We start from the raw sequence: 18,800 nt of genomic DNA, 5'->3' as shown, positions 1-18,800 counted from the left end.
GTCCGGCAGGGCGCCCACGGCCCGCCGCCCCCGCGGCCGCGGCGAACCGACCCCGACGTCCCGTCCCGAGCCGTACCCGAAAAGGCGTGGCCGCCTGTCAGCCGTGATGCGACGATCAGTTCCGCATCCTGATCCAGAACCGCGTCCCGGAGGTCCGCGTGGACATCGCCCCGCTGCTGCCGATGACCACGCCCCGGTTGTCGCTGCGTCTGTTCACTCCCGGCGACGCCGACGACCTGTACGCCTACCAGAGCCTGCCGAGTGTGGCACGCTACCTGTACCGGCCGGCGCACACGCGGGAGCGCAGCGAGCAGGTCGCGGCCGAGCGCGCGGCGCACTCGGTCTGGTGCGCCGACGGGGACAAGCTGGCGCTTGCCGTGTGCCGGCGCGACGAGCCCCGTGTCCTCGGCGAGGTGACGCTCACCCTGGCCGATGCCCGCGCGGCCCAGGCCGAGATCGGCTGGACTCTCGACCCGCGCCACCAGGGGCACGGCTATGCGACCGAGGCGGCCGTGGCGCTGGCCGGGTTCGCCTTCGACAGGCTGGGCGTGCACCGGCTCTACGCACGGCTGGATGTGGAGAACACCGGGTCCGTGCGGGTCTGTGAGCGCCTCGGGATGCGCCGGGAGGCGCACCTGGTCGAGAACGACCTCGACGGGGATCGCTGGGGCAGCGAGTACATCTACGCGGCGCTGGCCGCGGACATTGGCGGACAACCAGGCAGGTGGCCGTGAACTGCCGCTGCGCGGTGAGAACGGGGCCCGTGGCGAATGGCGACTCCTGGCAGGCGGCCTGCCACAACCTCCGCGAGATCTTCCAGCACGCCGGAAACGCCGGGCTGCTCGCTGCCCGAGCCTGACGGCCCGGCCGGAGCCCCCCCGAACAACGGCCCACCGAGCCCACCACTGCGGCACCGGGCCCGGACGAACGGCCGCGACCGGCCATCAGCCGATCCACAACCGATCGTCGGCTGGGCCATTGCCGACCCACGCTCCCAGGCGACGGGCAGTGCACCCGGCGCCACCGGATCACTCCGGCGGGGCCGGTTGCGCGGGTGGCGCGGAACCGGGCGAAACGGCTCGCGCCGGCGGGGCTCCGCTATCCGTGCAGGTCGTTCGTCGCCTCGATCTCCTTCCACGAACGCGGCGGTGCGGGCGCCACCGTCCCCCTCGCCGGGGAGGCGGCCCGGCCCGCCGGAGCGTCCGGCTTCGACGGCTGGAACAGCCAGGCGTCGAACAGCGCGGCCAGCGGCTCGCCGGACACCTGCTCGGCGTACCGCTCGAAGTCGGCCACCGAGGCGTTGCCGTAGGCGTGCTCGCTCGGCCAGCCCCGCAGGACGGCGAAGTAGGCGTCGTCACCGATCCGGTCACGCAGCGCCTGCAGCGCCAGCGCGCCCCGGTCGTACACCGCGATGTCGAACTGGTGGTCGGGCCCGGGGTCGCCGGGCTTCACCGTCCAGAACGGGTCGCCGGCCGGGTGCGAGGCGTACACCCAGTCGGCGAGTTCCTGCGCGGTCCCCTCTCCCTCGTGCTCCGACCACAGCCACTGCGCGTACCGGGCGAAGCCCTCGTTGATCCAGATGTCCTTCCAGCCCTTCAGGGACACGCTGTCGCCGTACCACTGGTGCGCCAGTTCGTGCACGACCACGGAGGTGTTGGCGCCGTTCGCGAACTGGCGGGGGCTGTAGTAGACGCGGGTCTGCGTCTCCAGCGCGAAACCGGTGGTGGTGTCGGGCACGTAGCCGCCCGCCGAACCGAAGGGATAGGGCCCGAAGTAGCCGCTGAGCCAGTCGACGAGCTCCCCGGTGCGCTCCACGCTCGCCCGGGCCGCCCCGGCGTCGGCGCCGAGGCTCCTGCTGTAGGCGTTGACCACGGGGACCCCGCCCTCGGAGGTGCTCGTCGTGATGTCGAACTTGCCGATGGCCAGCGTGGCGAGGTACGTGGCCTGCGGCTTGTCCTCGCGCCAGGTGTAGCGCGTCCAGCCCAGCCGGGAACGCTTCGAGGTGAGCGTGCCGTTGGAGACCGCCTGGGTACCGTCCGGCACGGCCACCGAGATGTCGTACGTCGCCTTGTCGAGCGGATGGTCGTTGCTGGGGAACCACCACCAGGCCGCCTCCGGCTCGTCCGCTGCCACGGCCCCGTCCGCGGTGCGGTGCCAGGTGGTGAAGCCGTAGGCGCTCTTGGCGGACGGCACTCCGCGGTAGCGGACGACCACGGTGAACGCGGAGCCCGCGGCCAGCCGGCGACGCGGCGTGACCACCAGCTCGTGCTCGCCGCTCCTCGTGAAGGATGCCCGGGCGCCGTTCACCCGTACCTCGCCGACGTCCAGCAGGAAGTCCAGATCGAAGCGCGACAGGTCCTGAGTGGTCCGCGCCAGGATCGTCGCCGTACCCGCCAACTCGTCCGTCCGCGGCTGGTACTTCAGCCGCAGGTCGTAGTGGGAGACGTCGTAGCCGCCGTTCCCGTAGTCCGGGTGGTAGGGGTCGCCGATGCCCGGAGCACCGGGGGTCCCGCTCGCGGCCGACGCCGGGATCGCCAGCATCAGCGAGGCGGCTGCGAGAACGCCCGGTGCGAAAGTCCTGGGGTGCACGAAAGCTCCAAGAAGGTAGGGGCCCGTGGTCCGTTCGCACCCATTGAGACCCGGAGCCCCGAGCCTGTCCACGGCACCCCCCGTCGCACGGCCGCCATTCGGCCACACCGGGTTCCGGACGTGTTCAGCCAGTGCCCGCCAGCGCGGCGGCCTCCTCCGCGCACCCCCAGGCCACGGTGACACCCGCCCCGCCGTGCCCGTAGTTGTGCACCACCGTCCGCCCGTCCGGCAGCGCCTCCCGCTCCAGCCGGACGGCGTCGCGCACCGGCCGCAGCCCGACACGGTGCTCCAGCACCCGCGCCCCCGCGACCTCCGGCCGCAGCACGGCGCACCGGCGGACGATCGCCTCCGCCTCCGCGGGGTCCGGCTCCGTCGACCACACACCGTCCTCGGCGGTGCCGCCCAGCAGCAGCCGCCCCGGCTGCGGGAACAGGTAGGCCATGGCGCCGTCCTCGGCGGTCGACACCAGCCAGGTGCGCACCCCCGGGTTCTCCACGACCACCAGCTGCCCGCGCACCGGCCGCACCGCCGGATCCGGCACCAGCTCCCGGGCGCCCAGGCCCGTGCAGTTGACGACCACGGCTGCCGGCACCTGCGCGAGCGCGGACACACCGCGCTCCTCGACCACTCCGCCGGCCCGGGACAACCGCTCCCGCAGCCAGGGCAGATGGACCGACATGTCGACCAGTGGCAGCCGCGCCCACAGGCCCGCACCTGGGTACTCCCGCGCCGTCGCCGCCCGCAGTCCCGGCAACCGCGCCGACGCCCACCCGGCGACCTCGTCCCACCCCGTCTCGCCGAGCACGCCCTCCACCATGCGGACGCCGGTGGCCTCCGGCTCCCCGGCGAGCGCCTCGTACACGTCCAGGGAGCGCAGCGCCCAGGCCCGCGCCGCGGCGAGCGGCTCGATGTGGTACGGCCACCACAGCGCGCCCGCGACGGCCGAGGTGGTCCGCTCGGCCGGTTCCCGCGTCCACAGCCGCACCCGGCGCCCGCGCTCGGCGAGCACCACGGCCGTCGTCAGGCCCGCGACCCCGCCGCCGACCACGATCACTTCGTCCCTCGCAGCGTTCTCCACCCGCCGGACCGTAGCGGATCGCGCGGCGCGCGGGCACACCCCCGCGCACCCCCGCAGCCGGAACGCGCCGCGCGCCACGCCGACGGGCCGCGCGGATCCGGCGGCCGTTAGGATCGGCGCCCTGATGACTGCCACCCTCGTCGCCAAGAACCTCGCCGCCGGGCACGGTGACCGCACCCTGTTCTCCGACCTCGACCTGGTCGTCGCGCCCGGCGACGTGATCGGGCTGGTCGGCGCCAACGGTGCCGGAAAGTCCACCCTGCTCGCGATGCTCGCCGGGCTCACCCCACCGGAACAGGGCGAGCTGAGGTTCTCCCCGCCGACGGCCGCCGTCGGCCACCTGCCCCAGGAACCGGAGCGACGGCCCGGGGAGACGGTGCGGGCGTTCCTCGCCCGCCGCACCGGCGTCGCGGCGGCCCAGCGGGCGATGGACGAGGCCACGCAGGCACTCGTCGACGGGTCGCCGGGCGCCGACGACGCCTACGCGGCGAGCCTGGAGCGCTGGCTCGGGCTCGGCGGTGCCGACCTGGAGGAGCGCGCGGAGGAGACCGCCGACTCCCTCGGCCTCGCCGTCGGCCTGGACCAGCCGATGACGTCCCTGTCCGGGGGCCAGGCCGCCCGCGCGGGACTCGCCTCCCTCCTGCTGTCCCGCTACGACGTGTTCCTGCTCGACGAGCCCACCAACGACCTCGACCTGGACGGCCTGGAACGCCTGGAGCGCTTCGTCACCGGCCTGCGGGCCGGCACCGTCCTCGTCAGCCACGACCGCGAGTTCCTCACCCGCACCACCACCGCGGTACTCGAACTCGACCTGGCGCAGCGGCAGGTCAACCTGTACGGCGGCGGCTACCGCGCCTATCTGGAGGAGCGGGCGGTGGCCCGCCGGCACGCCCGGGAGGAGTACGAGGAGTACGCCGGCAAGCGGGAGGCGCTGGAGGAACGCGCCCGCACGCAGCGCTCCTGGATGGACAAGGGCGTCAGGAACGCCCGCCGCAAGGCCGGCGACAACGACAAGATCGGCCGCAAGTTCCGCAGCGAGGCGAGCGAGAAGCAGGCCGCCAAGGCCCGCCAGACGCAACGCCTGATCGAACGCCTCGACGTCGTCGAGGAACCGCGCAAGGAGTGGGAGCTGCGCATGGAGATCGCGGCCGCCCCGCGATCCGGCACGGTGGCGGCCACCCTGCGCGAGGCCGAGGTGCGACGCGGCGGCTTCACTCTCGGTCCGGTGTCCCTGCAGATCGACTGGGCCGACCGGGTCGCCCTCACCGGGGCGAACGGCGCGGGCAAGTCGACCCTCCTCGGCGCTCTGCTGGGCCGAGTGCCGCTGGCCGCGGGGCACGCCGCCCTCGGCTCGGGGGTGCGTGTCGGCGAGGTCGACCAGGCCCGCGCCCTGTTCCACGGTTCGGAAGCCCTGCTGGACGCCTTCCGTGCGGCTGTCCCGGACACCGAGCCGGTCGAGGTGCGCACCCTGCTCGCCAAGTTCGGGCTCAGAGCGGACCACGTGATGCGCCAGGCGGCGACCCTGTCGCCCGGGGAACGCACCCGCGCCGCCCTCGCCCTGCTCCAGGGCCGCGGCGTCAACCTGCTCGTCCTGGACGAGCCGACCAACCACCTCGACCTTCCGGCGATCGAGCAACTGGAGTCCGCGCTCGACGCCTACACGGGCACTCTGCTCCTCGTGACGCACGACCGGCGCATGCTCGACGCGGTCCGCGTCACCCGCCGCCTGGAGGTCGCCGACGGCAAGGTCGGCGAACGCTAGCGAGCGCGGGTGCGCCGGCCGTGAACGTCGGCCCGGTGGGGGCGTGTCGATCCCGGCCCCGGCCGCCCGTACGGGCGCACCCGGCGGCACCGCACGGGCGCACCCGGCGGCACCGCACGGGACTCTCGGAACACCCCTAGGAGTCGGCGGCCTCCGCCAGGAGGCGCGCCAGTGCGCGGGGCCGGGTGGCCATCGGCCAGTGGCCCGAGTCGAGGTCCACGTAGGTCAGGTGGGCGGCGCGGGCGAGCTCGGGGCAGCCGCGGGGGGTGATGCACTCCTTGGCCTGGGCCGGGGTGAACTCGGGGCAGACCAGCACGACCGGGATGTCCAAGCGGCGCTCGTCGGTCAGGCGTACGACCCCCTTGGCAACCCCCTCCGGGACGCGAACGGCGGCCGACGCGAAGCGGTCCCGGGCCTGCTGGTCCAGGTCGGCGGAGTCCGGGCCCTCGAAGGGAGCCCAGCCCGGGAAGGGCATGGCGCCGTTCTCGATCGTGAAGAAATCGGCGTAGGTCTCCCCGTCGGCGGCGGGGAAGCCACCGATCAGGGCGACCTTGGCCACCTTCCCCGGTCGCGCGTCGGCGGCCAGCCAGGCCAGGGTCGATGCCGCGGAGTGCCCCACCACCAGCGGCTTTCCGCTTGCCGCGTCGACCGCGGCAAGCACCGCTTCCAACTGATCGTCAAGCGTTGCGGAGGTGCGGCCGTCACCCTGGCCCGGGAGGGTGAGCGGCACGGGACGGTGGCCGAGCGCGGTGAGTTCGGGCACCACCTCGTCCCAGGCGGATCCGTCGAGCCACAGGCCGGCGATGAGCAGGATGTCCACGGTCGTTCTCCCGTAAAGGCGTCGCATCTGGGTGCCGGCACGCTATCGGGAGGCTCTGACATCGGGCTCCGGTCGGAGTGCGCACACCGGGTGCGGTGCTCCGGTCGACGTGCGGACACCCGAGGGGCGGGCACGGCGGGCGCTCCGGGGCGGGGGCAGGCAGGCGCGGCGGGCGCTGCGGGGCCCGACGCCGCAGCGCCGGGCCCCGCACCGGCTCAGCGCTTGTCCCCGTCCTGCCCGAGCAGGCCCGCTCGGCGCAGCGCGTCGGCCATCGCGCTGTTGGCCGGGGCCGGGGCCTGCCGGCCACCGCCCCCGCCGCGTCCCTGGCGCTGCTGCGGCGGGCGGCCGCCGCGCTGCCGGCCACCGCCGGAGGAGCGGTTCGCGCGGTCCGACCGGTCGGCGCGGTCCCCGCGGTCCTTGGGCGCGGCCTCGTCGTCGAGCCGCAGCGTCAGCGAGATCCGCTTGCGCGGGATGTCGACGTCCAGCACCTTCACCTTGACGATGTCGCCGGGCTTGACGACGTCCCGCGGGTCCTTGACGAAGGTCTTCGACATCGCCGAGACGTGTACCAGCCCGTCCTGGTGCACGCCGACGTCGACGAACGCGCCGAAGGCGGCCACGTTCGTGACGACGCCCTCCAGCACCATCCCGGACGAAAGGTCGGAGAGCTTCTCCACACCCTCCTGGAAGGTGGCCGTCCGGAACGCCGGACGCGGGTCGCGCCCGGGCTTCTCCAGTTCCCTGAGGATGTCGCTCACGGTCGGCAGCCCGAAGGTGTCGTCGACGAACTCCTGCGGCTTCAGCGAGCGCAGCACGGCCGTGTTGCCGACGAGCGAACCGACCTCCTGCCCGGCGGACCGCACCATCCGGCGCACCACCGGGTACGCCTCGGGGTGCACGCTGGAGGCGTCCAGCGGGTCCTCGCCGCCGCGGATCCGGAGGAAGCCCGCACACTGCTCGAACGCCTTCGGGCCCAGCCGCGACACCTTCTTCAGCTGGGTGCGGGAGGTGAACCGTCCGTTGGCGTCCCGGTGCGCCACGATGTTCTCGGCCAGCGTCGAGGTGACGCCGGACACCCGGGCGAGCAGCGGCGCGGAGGCGGTGTTGACGTCGACGCCGACGCCGTTCACGCAGTCCTCGACCACCGCGTCCAGGGAGCGCGACAGTTTCACCTCGGAGAGGTCGTGCTGGTACTGGCCGACGCCGATCGACTTCGGGTCGATCTTCACCAGTTCGGCCAGCGGGTCCTGCAGCCGGCGGGCGATCGACACGGCGCCGCGCAGCGACACGTCCAGTTCGGGCAGCTCCTGCGAGGCGAAGGCGGAGGCCGAGTACACCGAGGCGCCGGCCTCGGACACCATCACCTTGGTGAGCTTCAGCTCCGGGTGCCTGGCCATCAGCTCACCGGCCAGCTTGTCGGTCTCCCGGGAGGCGGTGCCGTTGCCGATCGCGACGAGTTCCACCGCGTGGTCCCGGGCCAGCTTCGCCAGCCTGGAGAGGGCCTCGTCCCAGCGGTTGTGCGGTACGTGCGGGTGGACGGTGTCGGTGGCGACCACCTTGCCGGTCGCGTCGACCACGGCGACCTTCACGCCGGTGCGCAGGCCGGGGTCCAGGCCCAGTGTGGCGCGGGTGCCGGCCGGGGCGGCGAGCAACAGGTCGCGGAGGTTGGCGGCGAAGACGCGGACCGCCTCGTCCTCGGCGGCCGTGCGCAGCCGCAGCCGCAGGTCGATACCGAGATGGACCAGCACACGGGTGCGCCAGGCCCAGCGGACGGTGTCCGCGAGCCACTTGTCGCCCGGCCGGCCGCGGTCGGCGATCCCGAACCGGGAGGCGATGATCCCCTCGTAGGACGACGGGCCGTCCGTGGGCTCCTCCGGCTCCAGGACGAGGTCCAGGACCTCCTCCTTCTCGCCGCGCAGCAGCGCCAGGACGCGGTGCGAGGGCAGTTCGGTGAAGGGCTCGGCGAAGTCGAAGTAGTCGGCGAACTTGGCTCCCGCCTCCTCCTTGCCCTCCCGTACCTTCGCCGCCAGGCGCCCGCGCACCCACATGCGCTCGCGCACCTCGCCGATCAGGTCGGCGTCCTCGGAGAAGCGCTCGGTGAGGATGGCCCGGGCGCCGTCCAGCGCGGCCTGCGGGTCGGCCACGCCCTTGTCGGCGTCGACGAACGCGGCCGCGGCGGCGAGCGGATCCACCGACGGGTCGCCGAGCAGCCCCTCGGCCAGCGGCTCCAGGCCCGCCTCGCGGGCGATCTGCGCCTTGGTGCGCCGCTTGGGCTTGTACGGGAGGTAGACGTCCTCCAGACGCGCCTTCGTCTCGGCGCCGCGGATACGCGCCTCCAGCTCCGCGGTGAGCTTGCCCTGCTCGCGCACCGACTCCAGGATCGCGGTCCGCCGCTCCTCCAACTCCCGCAGGTAGCGCAGCCGCTCCTCGACCGTGCGCAACTGCGCGTCGTCGAGCATCTCGGTCGCTTCCTTGCGGTAGCGGGCGATGAAGGGCACCGTCGAACCGCCGTCGAGCAGCTCCACCGCGGCCTTCACCTGCCGCTCCCGTACGCCGAGCTCCTCGGCGATCCTGCCCTCGATGGACGCTGTCAGGGGTGTCGTCACGATGCCGTACCGCCTTCTCCGCTTCGGGTTGCGCGGCAATTGTGGCAGGTGGCGACGACAATCGGGGATCAGGGCGCGGGGAGCGCGGCCCGCGTGTGACCGGGCGGGACGGTTGTCACCTGGACGCGGGCATCTGTCACCGGGGATTCCTGACAAGATCCGAGGAGTGGCGACCGGCCGACACGGGCGAGATCACGCGCTGACCCGCGCGCTGCCTCGGTCGTCTTCTAGGGTCGTCCGTATGATGATCGACACTGGGGCCGCCGGGTTGCTCTTCGAATCCCTCCGGGCGGACGCCCTCACCGACCCGGACCAGCTGCGCGAGCTCTACTCGCAGCCGAACCCGAACGCGCTCCGCAAGGAGATCGACCGGCTGACCGAGGAGGTCCGGGCGCTGATCGGCTGTTCCTCGCTGGTGTTCATCGGCAGTGCGGATGCCGAGGGCCGGGCGGACGTGACGCCGCGTGGCGGCCCGGCCGGGTTCGTCTCGGTGCTGGACGAGCAGACCTTGGTGATCCCCGACGCGACCGGCAACAAGCGGCTCGACACCATGCACAACGTGCTGCGGACCGGACGCGTCGGACTGCTCTTCCTCATCCCCGGCCGCCCCGACACACTGCGCGTCAACGGCCGCGCCTGTGTCTCGGCGCGTCCTGAGCTGCTCGCCCAACTCACTCCCGTTGGAAAACCGCCGGTCACGGCGATTGTGGTGCAGGTCGAGCAGGTCTATCCGCACTGCCCGAAGTCGCTGATGCGCGCCAACGCGTGGGAGCCGGAGCGGTGGTTGCCCGCCGACGCCCAGCCGACCAGTGCCGAAGTGACGCTGGCCCAGCTGGACCTGCCGGGCTTGACCGTCGAGCGGATCGAGGAGGCTGAACGGGAGTCACTGCGTCTGCGTTACGAGTGAATGCAGGCCTGAGTCCCTCTGCGACGACCGAGCTCTGCACGGCACGGGGACTTCTCCACCATCCGCGTCAGCCGCGCCATGAGTTCGAGGCCGGCGCCGCCGCGCGGCGAAGCCACACCCGCGCGCCGCCGCGGCCGGTCCGGGCGGCCCTGCCGGTCGCGTCCGGCCGGGCGTGCGCGCGGGGCGGTGGTGCCGTCGGTGCGCCGGCCCGTTCACCGGGTTCCTCCGAGGATTCCTCAGTCGTACCACTATGGCCCGCAAGGCCGCCGACGCGGCGATCGGCGCCACGAAGACGGCCCTGATCGAGATGGGCCGCAAGCACGAGCGGGACATCCGTCTCGTGCATCCCGCGCACACCACCATGGACTGCGCGTCGTGCGGAGCGAGAACCAAGCACGCACTCCCTCTTTCGGAACGTACCTACACCTGCACCGCGTGCGGAGTCGTATCCCCCCGGGACAAGAACTCCGCCCGTGTGATGCTGGTCCGGGCTGGTCTCGACCCGGCTGGTGCTGATCGTGTAAGAGCTGGCGGACCGCCGGTCCCCAGCCAACGTGAGCCAGGAATCCCCGTCCTTCAGGGCGGGGAGGATGTCAATCCTTGCCGAACAGGTCCGGCGGGTAGGCGCCCGCCGTGAGCGCGGTGCGGGCGAAGTCCGCGGCGAGGGCGGTCAGCCGGGCGACGGCGTCCGGGCCGAGGTGCTCGTAGGGAGCCAGGTCCAGCCGGTCCGTCTCGGCCTCGATCTCCTGCCGCAGCGCTGTGCCGCGCTCGGTGAGTTCGCCCTGCGCGTCGAGCAGCCCGCGGCCGCGCAGCCGGTCCGCGGCGGCCTCCCAGTCGGCGCGGCTCCAGCCGCGGGTGGTGAGCACCCACTTCGGGGCCATGCCCCGGCCCGTCGCGGTGTGCGTGATGACGGCCTCCAGCCCGTCGAGGCCGGCGCCGACCAGCACCGCGAGGTGGCCGTCGCCCCGGTGCTCGCGCAGCAGGGTCGCCGCGTGCCAGTAGGCGAGGTGTGGCTGCTCGGGCACCGGCAGGTCGGCGTGGGCGGCGTACAGCGGACGGCCGCTGCGCGAGCATGCCCGGGCGGCGTGCAGGGCGAGGTGCGCGGCCTCCGTCATCTCGGGCGAGGCCAGGACCTCGGCGCCGAGCAGCCGGTGCAGGGAGGCGTCCACGGCCCGCGCGCGGGCGGCGAGTACGTCCGCGGCCGCCGCCGTCTCCCAGACGGCGGGGACGTGCCGGGCGACCAGCTCGTACTTGTAGTTGTAGAACGTCGCCGCGACCGTGCCGGCGCCCACCGGCCCGAGGGCCGCGGAGCGCACCGCGAAGTTGACGGCGCGGGGGTCGGTAATGCCGAGCGCACCGAGCTCCTCACCCAGCTCGGGGGCGAAGTAGTGCGTCGCGTGGAGGGAGTTGAGCGCGTTGTGGCAACGTCGGCCGGCACGGGGCTCCAAGGCGGTGGTCGTCATGCACGGCAGGTTACCGACCGGTCGGTATTTGCTCCAGTGCCGTGCCGCGACCATCGGTGCCGGGACGGCCGTCTCATCCTGACGTCGTCCAGGTGAACCGCGGCCGCCTGCGCTCCAGGAACGCGGCGACGCCCTCCGCGGTGTCGCCGCTGCCCCGCGCCTGCCCGTCCCAGTGGGCGTCGCGGTCGGTGCGCCCGCCTGCGAACTCCTTCGCGGCCGCCTGGGTGAGCTGCGAGCGTGACACCAGGATCCGGGCGAACTCCGCGACCCGCTTGTCCAGTTCCCCGCGGGGCAGCAGCTCGTCGACCAGGCCGGTGCGCAGCGCCCGCGCCGCATCGATCAGCTCGCCGGAGAACAGCAGGTACTTGGTGGTGGCCGGACCGACGAGCGCCACCAGCCGCCGGGTGGACGACGCCGGGTAGACGACGCCGAGCTTCGCCGGTGTGACCCCGAACAGCGCCCCCTCCTCCGCGAACCGGAGATCGCAGGCGGCCGCCAGCTGCGAGCCGCCGCCCACGCAGTGGCCCCGCACCGCCGCCAGCGTCGGCTTCGGGAACGCGGCCAGCGCCTCCTCGGCGGCCACGGCCAGCCGCTGCGCCTCCTGCGGCGACTCGCGCAGCGTCGAGATGTCGGCACCGGCGCAGAAGGTGCCCTCGGCGCCGGTCAGCACCAGCGCCCGTACGCCGGCATCGGCGGCCAGCGACCCGAGCAGCCCGGGCAGCGCCCGCCACATGGCGGCGGTCATCGCGTTGCGCTTGGCCGGATGGCTGATGGTGATCGTGGCGACCGAGTCGGTGACGTCGTGCTGCAGCTGCGGCTCCATGCGCCGGATGCTATCCGGCGACCCGGCCGCGCCGATCGGGGCGGTTCGTCGAACCGCTGCCGCGACTCCTCCTCCCGGTCCCCGGCTCGGCTGCTCCTCCCCGGTCCCCGGCTCGGCTGCTCCTCCCCGGTCCCCGGCTCGGCTGCTCCTCCCCGGTCCCCGGCTCGGCTGCTCCTCCCCGGTCCCCGGCTCCGCCGCTCCTCCCCGGTCCCCGGCACGGCGGCTTCTCCCCGACGCCCCTGGCCCGACCGCCGCCGGTGTCGCGCGGTGAGGGATCGGGCGGGGGCGGACGGACCGAAGCCGGCCGGGGCGGACGGTGCGCGGCCGGCGGGCGGTGCGTCAAACCCGTACAACCCGAATAATTCCCGAACCCGGCCCGACCGGGGCGGAAGCGGTCCCGCACCCGACCGGGGCATGCGCCCTCGGTCAAAAACGCTCGATAGTGGCTGACTTGTGTTCAGTGAACCGGAGTGCCCTGCCTCCTTGCCAACACTCGACGTGTGGTGGCAATCGAGCGCAAGGGCGGCGACCGGACGATGGAGGACGACGGGCGCGAAGCCGTACCGCAACCGACGGGCAGAGCCGACGTGCCCGGCCCGGCCACACCCCCCGACCCGCTGCCGTACGAGGGCGTCTGGCGCTTCACCGCCCCCGCCGCCGACGCCTCGGTCCCGCAGGCCCGGCACGCCGTCCGCGACCTGCTGCGCCGGCAGGGCGTACCGGTCTCCGACGACCTGCTCCAGGGGCTGCTCCTGATCGTCTCCGAGCTGGTGACCAACGCGGTGAAACACGCGGCGCTGCTGTCCCCGGTGCTCGGCGTGGAGGTCGCCGTCGGCCCCGACTGGGTGCGGGTGTCGGTGGAGGACGCCCACCCCTACCGCCCCACCGCCCTGGAGACCGACCACGGCAGGCTCGGGGGACGCGGGCTGCTGCTGGTCCGTGAGATCGCCGGAGAGGCGGGCGGGGCCTACGACGTCGAGCACACGGCGGGCGGCGGCAAGGTGATCTGGGTCGCGCTGCCGCTCAAGCCGTCCCCCGCCGTCTGACACCCGCTCCCACCGGGGGTTCGACCCCCGCCCCGTCCGGGGTCCCCGACCCCCGCCCCGTCCGGTGTCCCCGGTCTCCGCCCTGGCCGGTGTTCCCGGTCTCCGCCCGGTCGGCGGCTCCGGTGCCACCGCCCCCGGGTCACCAGCCGGCCGAGGGACCCGTCAGCTCCCTGACCGCCGGACGGGCCGCGTCCAGCACGGTCATGAACCAGGCCGAGAAGGTGTCCCGGGCATGCCGCTCCGCCAGCTCGGCGGCGGTCACGAAGGCGGTCGCGCCGACCTCCTCGGGGTCCGGCCGCAGCGGCGACTGCACGAGGCCGACGAAGAGGTGGTTGTACTCCTGCTCCACCAGCCCGGACGCCGGGTCCGGGTGGTTGTAGCGGACCGTGCCGGCCTCGGCGAGCAGGGACGGAGAGGCTCCCAGCTCCTCGTGGGTGCGCCGGGCCGCCGCGGCGAACGGCGCCTCGCCCGGGTACGGGTGGCCGCAGCAGGTGTTCGACCAGACGCCGGGGGAGTGGTACTTGCCCAGCGCCCGCTGCTGGAGAAGCAGCCGACCGCGGTCGTCGAAGAGGAACACCGAGAACGCGCGGTGCAGCCGGCCGGGCGGCTGGTGGGCGGCGAGCTTCTCCGCGGTGCCGATCGTCACGCCGTTCTCGTCGACCAGCTCGAGCAAAATCGCGTCCGCGGTGCCGTTCGGCGACGAGGTGTGCGTCGCGGTGGCAGGTGTGATCGGCATACCCATCCTTCACATCGGTCTTCGCACCCCCAGTCTGCCGTACACGGCAGGCACTCCCGGCACGCCACGGCGGCGGGATCAGGGCCCCGACAGATGATCGTTCCCGGCCCCCGGGGCCCCGGAAACACTCCGACCGGCGCCCGGCGGCGGCGCCTCCGACCGCCGGCAGACCGGGGTCCGGCCGTGCCGCGCGGCCCCCGTGAGCCGCTGCCGGGCAGGTCACCCCGGAGGCGACCCTCCGTACGACCGTGCACGGCGTCGGCCTCCCGGCCGGTTCGCGACGGCGCGGTTTGTGGCCGGAAGCAAGATCACCGATGATGGTCCCGGCAACGGGGGACGCAGTACGCGTTGATCCGGCCGTGAACGGCCGGTGAACGCCGCTCTCCGGGCATCCGATAGCCTCTGCCGACACGCCCGCCCGCCCGGTGCGGCCAAGGGGCGTTTCCACCACGCGCATCCCCGGCGCGCCGCGCCGGTCCCAGGGAGTGAGAGTTCGGTTGTCGATCGCCATCCTCACCGGTCAACCGGTTCCCGGATCGTCGATCGAGGGCGATCTGCGGGACCTGGGCTTCGACGTACGGGTGGCCGCGGGCACCTCCGACGCCGAGGCGCTCCTGGACGCCGTGCCGGCCGGGGAGCGGGTCGCCGTCGTCGACGCCCGCTTCGTCGGCCACCGGCACGCCCTGCGGCTGGCCCTGACCGACCCCCGCTTCGCGCTCGCCGCCGTCCCCGGCGCCGTCTCCGCCCGCCCGCCCGGCCGCCCGGCCCTGGCGCGCGCCCTGGCCCGCGAGACCCCGGCGCCGGCCGGCACACCCGCCCTCCACGCCACCCCGGCAGCACCCGCCCCGGAGTCCGCCGCCCCGGAGTCCGCCGCCCCGGAGTCCGCCGCCCCGGAGTCCGCCGCGCCGGGGACCGCCGCGCACGGCGCCACCGCACCGGCCGACAGCCTGCCGGACCGCATCGCCGCCGCCCTCGACGCCGACGGCGCCGAGGTGCACCGCCCCCGCCTGGGCAGCCTCGTCGCCGCGGTCCCCACCGGCCCGCAGGCACGCAACGAGGCACGCCAGGCCGTCGCCGAGGTCGACGAGGAAGCGGTCCGACTGAAGTCGGCGGTGAAGTCCGGCGACGGCCTGTTCACCACCTTCTGCATCAGCCCCTACTCGCGCCACCTGGCCCGCTGGTGCGCCCGCCGGGGCCTCACGCCGAACCAGGTCACCACCGCCTCGCTGCTCACCGCGCTGATCGCGGCCGGCTGCGCGGCCACCGGCGTCCGCGCCGGGTTCGTCGCGGCCGGCGTCCTGCTGATCGCCTCCTTCGTGCTGGACTGCACCGACGGCCAGCTCGCCCGCTACTCCCTGCAGTACTCCACGCTCGGCGCCTGGCTGGACGCCACCTTCGACCGGGCCAAGGAGTTCGCCTTCTACGCCGGACTGGCGCTCGGCGCGGCCCGCGGCGGCGACGACGTGTGGGCGCTCGCGCTCGGCGCCATGGTCCTGCAGACCTGCCGGCACATGGTGGACTTCGCGTTCATCGAGGCCACCGCCGACGACGCGACGGGTGCCGGCAGTCCCACCGCGGCCCTGTCCGACCGGCTCGACCGGGTCGGATGGACGGTGTGGGTGCGCCGGGTGATCATCCTGCCCATCGGCGAACGCTGGGCCATGATCGCCGTACTGACCGCGTTCACCGGCCCCCGCACCACGTTCCTGGCGCTGATCGCCTGGATGGCCTTCGCCGCCGCCTACACCACGGCGGGCCGGGTGCTGCGCTCCGTGCGGCGCCCGGCGCCCCGCTCCGACCGTGCGCGGCAGGCCCTGGCCGACCTGACCGACACCGGCCCCCTCGCCGAACGCGCCGCCCTCGCGCTGCGCGAGCGGATCCGGGTGCCCGCGGTGCCGGCCGCCGCCCTCGGCGCGCTGCTGGTGGTCCTGTCCGCCGCGTTCACCGGCCCCGGCTGGGCCACCGTGGCCTGCGCCGTCGCCTACACCGTCCTGTCCGGCGCCGCCGTCGCCCGCCCGCTCGGAGGGCCCCTCGACTGGCTCGTTCCGCCGTTGTTCCGGGCGGCCGAGTACGGCACCGTCCTGGTACTGGCGGCCGAAGTCGACGGAAACGGAGTGCTACCGGCGGCTTTCGGGCTGGTGGGTGCGGTCGCCTACCATCACTACGACACGGTGTACCGCATCCGCGGTGGCGCCGGAGCGCCCCCGGCCCGGCTGGTCCGCGCCACCGGTGGGCACGAGGGCCGGACGCTGCTCGTCACCGTCCTGGCCGCGCTGCTCACCGCCTCGCACTTCAAGGCCGCGCTCACGGCCCTGGCCGTGGCCGTCGCCGCGCTGGTGCTCGCCGAGAGCATCCGCTTCTGGGTGGCCGCCCACAAGGGCGGCGCGCCCGCCGTACACGACGAAGGAGAAACCGCATGATCGGCCTCGTGCTGGCGGCCGGCGCCGGAAGGCGTCTGCGCCCCTACACCGACACCCTGCCCAAGGCGCTGGTGCCGGTGGGGCCCGAGGGCGCGGAGGACGGGATCACCGTCCTCGACCTGGCGCTCGGCAACTTCGCCGAGGTCGGACTGACCGAGGTCGCGGTCATCGTCGGCTACCGCAAGGAGGCCGTGTACGAGCGCAAGGAGGCCCTGGAGCGGAAGTACGGCCTCACCATCACCCTGATCGACAACGACAAGGCCGAGGAGTGGAACAACGCCTACTCCCTGTGGTGCGGCCGCGACGCGCTCAAGGACGGCGTGATCCTCGCCAACGGCGACACCGTCCACCCGGTCTCCGTGGAGAAGACGCTGCTGGCCGCCCGGGGCGACGGCAAGCGGATCGTGCTCGCCGTCGACACGGTCAAGGACCTGGCCGACGAGGAGATGAAGGTCGTCGTCGACGCCGAGCACGGCGTCCGGAAGATCACCAAGCTGATGGACCCGTCCGAGGCCACCGGCGAGTACATCGGGGTCACCCTCATCGAGGGCGAGGCGGCCCCCGACCTGGTCGACGCGCTGCGCACGGTGTGGGAGGCCGACCCGCAGCAGTTCTACGAGCACGGCTACCAGGAACTCGTCAACCGGGGCTTCCGCATCGACGTGGCGCCCATCGGGGACGTGCCGTGGGTCGAGATCGACAACCACGACGACCTTGCCCGGGGACGGGAGATCGCGTGCCGGTACTGACCCGCCTCATCCCCTCGCCGGTCGTCGTGGACATCCGCCCGGCCGCCCTGGACGATCTGGCCTGCGTGCTGGCCGACGAGCGGATCTCGCCCTCCGGCAAACTCGCCGTCGCCGTCAGCGGCGGCTCCGGCGCCAGGCTCCGCGAGCGGGTCGCGCCGCAACTGCCGGGCGCCGACTGGTACGAGGTCGGCGGCGGCACCCTGGACGACGCCATCCGGCTGGCCGATGAGATGAAGGGCGGCCACTACGACGCGGTCGTCGGCCTGGGCGGCGGCAAGATCATCGACTGCGCGAAGTTCGCCGCCGCCAGGATCGGCCTGCCGCTGGTCGCGGTACCCACCAACCTGGCGCACGACGGACTGTGCTCCCCGGTCTCCACCCTCGACAACGACGCCGGCCGCGGCTCCTACGGAGTTCCCAACCCGATCGCCGTCGTGATCGACCTGGACGTCATCCGCGACGCACCGGTCCGGTACGTGCGGGCCGGCATCGGCGACGCGGTCTCCAACATCTCCGCCATCCGGGACTGGGAGCTGTCCAACCGGGTCAACGGCGAGAAGATCGACGGGCTGGCCGCCGCGATGGCCCGGCAGGCGGGCGAGGCGGTGCTGCGCCACCCCGGCGGCGTCGCGGACAACGATTTCCTCCAGGTGCTGGCCGAGGCGCTGGTGCTCAGCGGCGTCGCGATGTCCGTCTCGGGCGACTCGCGGCCCTCCTCCGGCGCCTGCCACGAGATCAACCACGCCTTCGACCTGCTGCATCCGCAGCGGGCCGCCGCCCACGGCGAGCAGTGCGGACTCGGCGCGGCCTTCGCGATGTGGCTGCGCGGCGCACACGAGGAGTCGGTCCACATGGCCCACGTGCTGCGCCGGCACGGGCTGCCGGTGCGCGTCGAGGAGATCGGCTTCAACGCCCAGGAGTTCGCCGAGGTGGTGGAGTTCGCCCCCCGGACCCGCCCCGGCCGCTACACCATTCTCGAACACGTCGACCTCAAAACCGAACAGATCAAGGACACCTACACCGACTATGTCAAGGCCATCGGTAGCTGAACTCCGCCCGGTCGTCCACCCCGCCGGGGTGAAGGACCGGCGCAGCGGTGAGCACTGGGCGGGACGCCTCTACATGCGCGAGGTGTCCCTGCGCGTCGACCGCTACCTGGTGAACACCTCGGTGACGCCCAACCAGCTCACCTACCTGATGACCGTCTGCGGTGTGCTGGCGGCCCCGGCGCTGCTGGTGCCGGGGATCGCGGGCGCCGTCCTCGGCGTGCTGATGGTGCAGCTGTACCTGCTGCTGGACTGCGTCGACGGGGAGATCGCCCGCTGGAAGCAGCAGTACTCGCTCGGCGGGGTGTACCTGGACCGCGTCGGCGCCTACCTGACCGACGCGGCCGTGCTGGTCGGCCTCGGCCTGCGCGCCGCGGACGTGTGGGGGAGCGCCGACTGGCTGTGGGCCTTCCTCGGCACGCTGGCCGCGCTCGGCGCGATCCTCATCAAGGCCGAGACCGATCTCGTCGGGGTCGCCCGCCACCAGGCCGGGATGGAGCCGGTCAAGGAGTCCGCCGCCGAGCCGCGGTCCTCCTCGATGGCGCTGGCCCGCCGGGCCGCGGCCGCGCTCAAGTTCCACCGCCTGATCCTGGGGATCGAGGCCTCGCTGCTGATCCTCGTCCTGGCGATCGCGGACCAGGTGCGCGGCGACCTGTTCTTCACCCGGCTCGGCACCGCCGTGCTCGCCGCGATCGCCCTGCTGCAGACGCTGCTGCACCTGGTGTCCGTGCTGGTGTCGAGCAGGCTCCGGTGAG

15 protein-coding genes and 1 pseudogene are annotated in these 18,800 nt (G+C 73.7%); 9 read left to right on the top strand and 7 right to left on the bottom strand.

The genetic code is table 11. From position 1 onward, the window contains the following. Positions 1-158 precede the first annotated feature (158 nt). The gene (locus ACL02U_RS29920) at positions 159-734 is read left to right on the top strand and encodes a GNAT family N-acetyltransferase (RefSeq protein WP_412794115.1); all 576 of its coding nucleotides are present in this window, start codon (positions 159-161) and stop codon (positions 732-734) included. A gap of 364 nt (positions 735-1,098) precedes the next feature. On the opposite strand, the gene ACL02U_RS29915 is transcribed toward ACL02U_RS29920, so the two are convergent. Next, positions 1,099-2,589: a M1 family metallopeptidase gene (locus ACL02U_RS29915; protein ID WP_412794114.1), complete on the bottom strand. Its 1,491-nt coding sequence runs from the start codon at positions 2,587-2,589 to the stop codon at positions 1,099-1,101. A 124-nt stretch (positions 2,590-2,713) separates the two neighbouring features. After that, entirely contained in the window at positions 2,714-3,667 is a 954-nt protein-coding gene (locus ACL02U_RS29910) for an FAD-dependent oxidoreductase (RefSeq protein WP_412794113.1), read from the bottom strand. 124 nt (positions 3,668-3,791) lie between these two features. On the opposite strand from ACL02U_RS29910, the gene ACL02U_RS29905 reads away from it, so the two are divergent. Then, positions 3,792-5,429 carry an ABC-F family ATP-binding cassette domain-containing protein gene (locus ACL02U_RS29905; RefSeq protein ID WP_412794112.1) on the top strand — a complete coding sequence of 546 codons (1,638 nt, stop codon included), beginning with the start codon at positions 3,792-3,794 and terminating at the stop codon, positions 5,427-5,429. Positions 5,430-5,565: 136 nt separating this feature from the next. Here the strand turns inward: ACL02U_RS29905 and ACL02U_RS29900 are convergent, their stop codons facing one another. Both ACL02U_RS29900 and ACL02U_RS29895 read right to left on the bottom strand, forming a co-directional pair. Further along, positions 5,566-6,249, bottom strand: coding sequence for an alpha/beta fold hydrolase (locus tag ACL02U_RS29900; RefSeq protein WP_412794111.1), 684 nt, complete (start codon positions 6,247-6,249; stop codon positions 5,566-5,568). A gap of 215 nt (positions 6,250-6,464) precedes the next feature. Further along, complete coding sequence (locus ACL02U_RS29895; protein WP_412794110.1) at positions 6,465-8,855, bottom strand: Tex family protein; 2,391 nt, start codon at positions 8,853-8,855, stop codon at positions 6,465-6,467. Positions 8,856-9,096: 241 nt separating this feature from the next. Between ACL02U_RS29895 and ACL02U_RS29890 the strand changes: the two genes are divergently transcribed. Both ACL02U_RS29890 and ACL02U_RS29885 read left to right on the top strand, forming a co-directional pair. Further along, on the top strand, positions 9,097-9,762 hold the full coding sequence (locus ACL02U_RS29890; RefSeq protein WP_412794109.1) for an MSMEG_1061 family FMN-dependent PPOX-type flavoprotein: 666 nt from the start codon (positions 9,097-9,099) through the stop codon (positions 9,760-9,762). Between the two features lie 226 nt (positions 9,763-9,988). Further along, positions 9,989-10,399, top strand: a pseudogene (locus ACL02U_RS29885) (zinc ribbon domain-containing protein); the annotation flags it as partial. Here the strand turns inward: ACL02U_RS29885 and ACL02U_RS29880 are convergent. Further along, entirely contained in the window at positions 10,356-11,225 is an 870-nt protein-coding gene (locus tag ACL02U_RS29880) for an SCO6745 family protein (RefSeq protein WP_412794108.1), read from the bottom strand. The pseudogene ACL02U_RS29885 and the gene ACL02U_RS29880 overlap by 44 nt on opposite strands. A 73-nt stretch (positions 11,226-11,298) precedes the next feature. Further along, positions 11,299-12,048, bottom strand: a complete 750-nt coding sequence (locus ACL02U_RS29875) for an enoyl-CoA hydratase/isomerase family protein (RefSeq protein ID WP_412794107.1) — start codon at positions 12,046-12,048, stop codon at positions 11,299-11,301. Positions 12,049-12,584: 536 nt separating this feature from the next. On the opposite strand from ACL02U_RS29875, the gene ACL02U_RS29870 reads away from it, so the two are divergent. Continuing rightward, a complete protein-coding gene (locus tag ACL02U_RS29870) occupies positions 12,585-13,094 on the top strand; it encodes an ATP-binding protein (RefSeq protein ID WP_412794118.1) in 510 nt (169 codons plus the stop codon). A 139-nt stretch (positions 13,095-13,233) separates the two neighbouring features. On the opposite strand, the gene idi is transcribed toward ACL02U_RS29870, so the two are convergent. Further along, complete coding sequence (idi, locus tag ACL02U_RS29865) at positions 13,234-13,830, bottom strand: isopentenyl-diphosphate Delta-isomerase (protein ID WP_412794106.1); 597 nt, start codon at positions 13,828-13,830, stop codon at positions 13,234-13,236. Between the two features lie 497 nt (positions 13,831-14,327). Here idi and ACL02U_RS29860 point away from each other — a divergent pair, with 497 nt between their 5' ends. From ACL02U_RS29860 to ACL02U_RS29845, 4 genes are read left to right on the top strand one after another with little or no spacing between them, the layout of a single operon-like run. Next, a complete protein-coding gene (locus tag ACL02U_RS29860) occupies positions 14,328-16,250 on the top strand; it encodes a DUF5941 domain-containing protein (protein WP_412794105.1) in 1,923 nt (640 codons plus the stop codon). Further along, on the top strand, positions 16,247-16,999 hold the full coding sequence (locus ACL02U_RS29855) for a sugar phosphate nucleotidyltransferase (protein WP_412794104.1): 753 nt from the start codon (positions 16,247-16,249) through the stop codon (positions 16,997-16,999). Before ACL02U_RS29860 ends, ACL02U_RS29855 begins: the two co-directional genes overlap by 4 nt. Next, the gene (locus ACL02U_RS29850; protein WP_412794103.1) at positions 16,987-18,048 is read left to right on the top strand and encodes an iron-containing alcohol dehydrogenase family protein; all 1,062 of its coding nucleotides are present in this window, start codon (positions 16,987-16,989) and stop codon (positions 18,046-18,048) included. Before ACL02U_RS29855 ends, ACL02U_RS29850 begins: the two co-directional genes overlap by 13 nt. After that, positions 18,026-18,799: a CDP-alcohol phosphatidyltransferase family protein gene (locus ACL02U_RS29845; RefSeq protein WP_412794102.1), complete on the top strand. Its 774-nt coding sequence runs from the start codon at positions 18,026-18,028 to the stop codon at positions 18,797-18,799. Before ACL02U_RS29850 ends, ACL02U_RS29845 begins: the two co-directional genes overlap by 23 nt. Position 18,800: the final 1 nt, after the last annotated feature.

The sequence above is a fragment of the Streptomyces sp. MS06 genome (genome assembly GCF_047200655.1).
Classification (GTDB): domain Bacteria; phylum Actinomycetota; class Actinomycetes; order Streptomycetales; family Streptomycetaceae; genus Streptomyces.
This window is presented reverse-complemented; position numbering and strand designations above follow the sequence as displayed.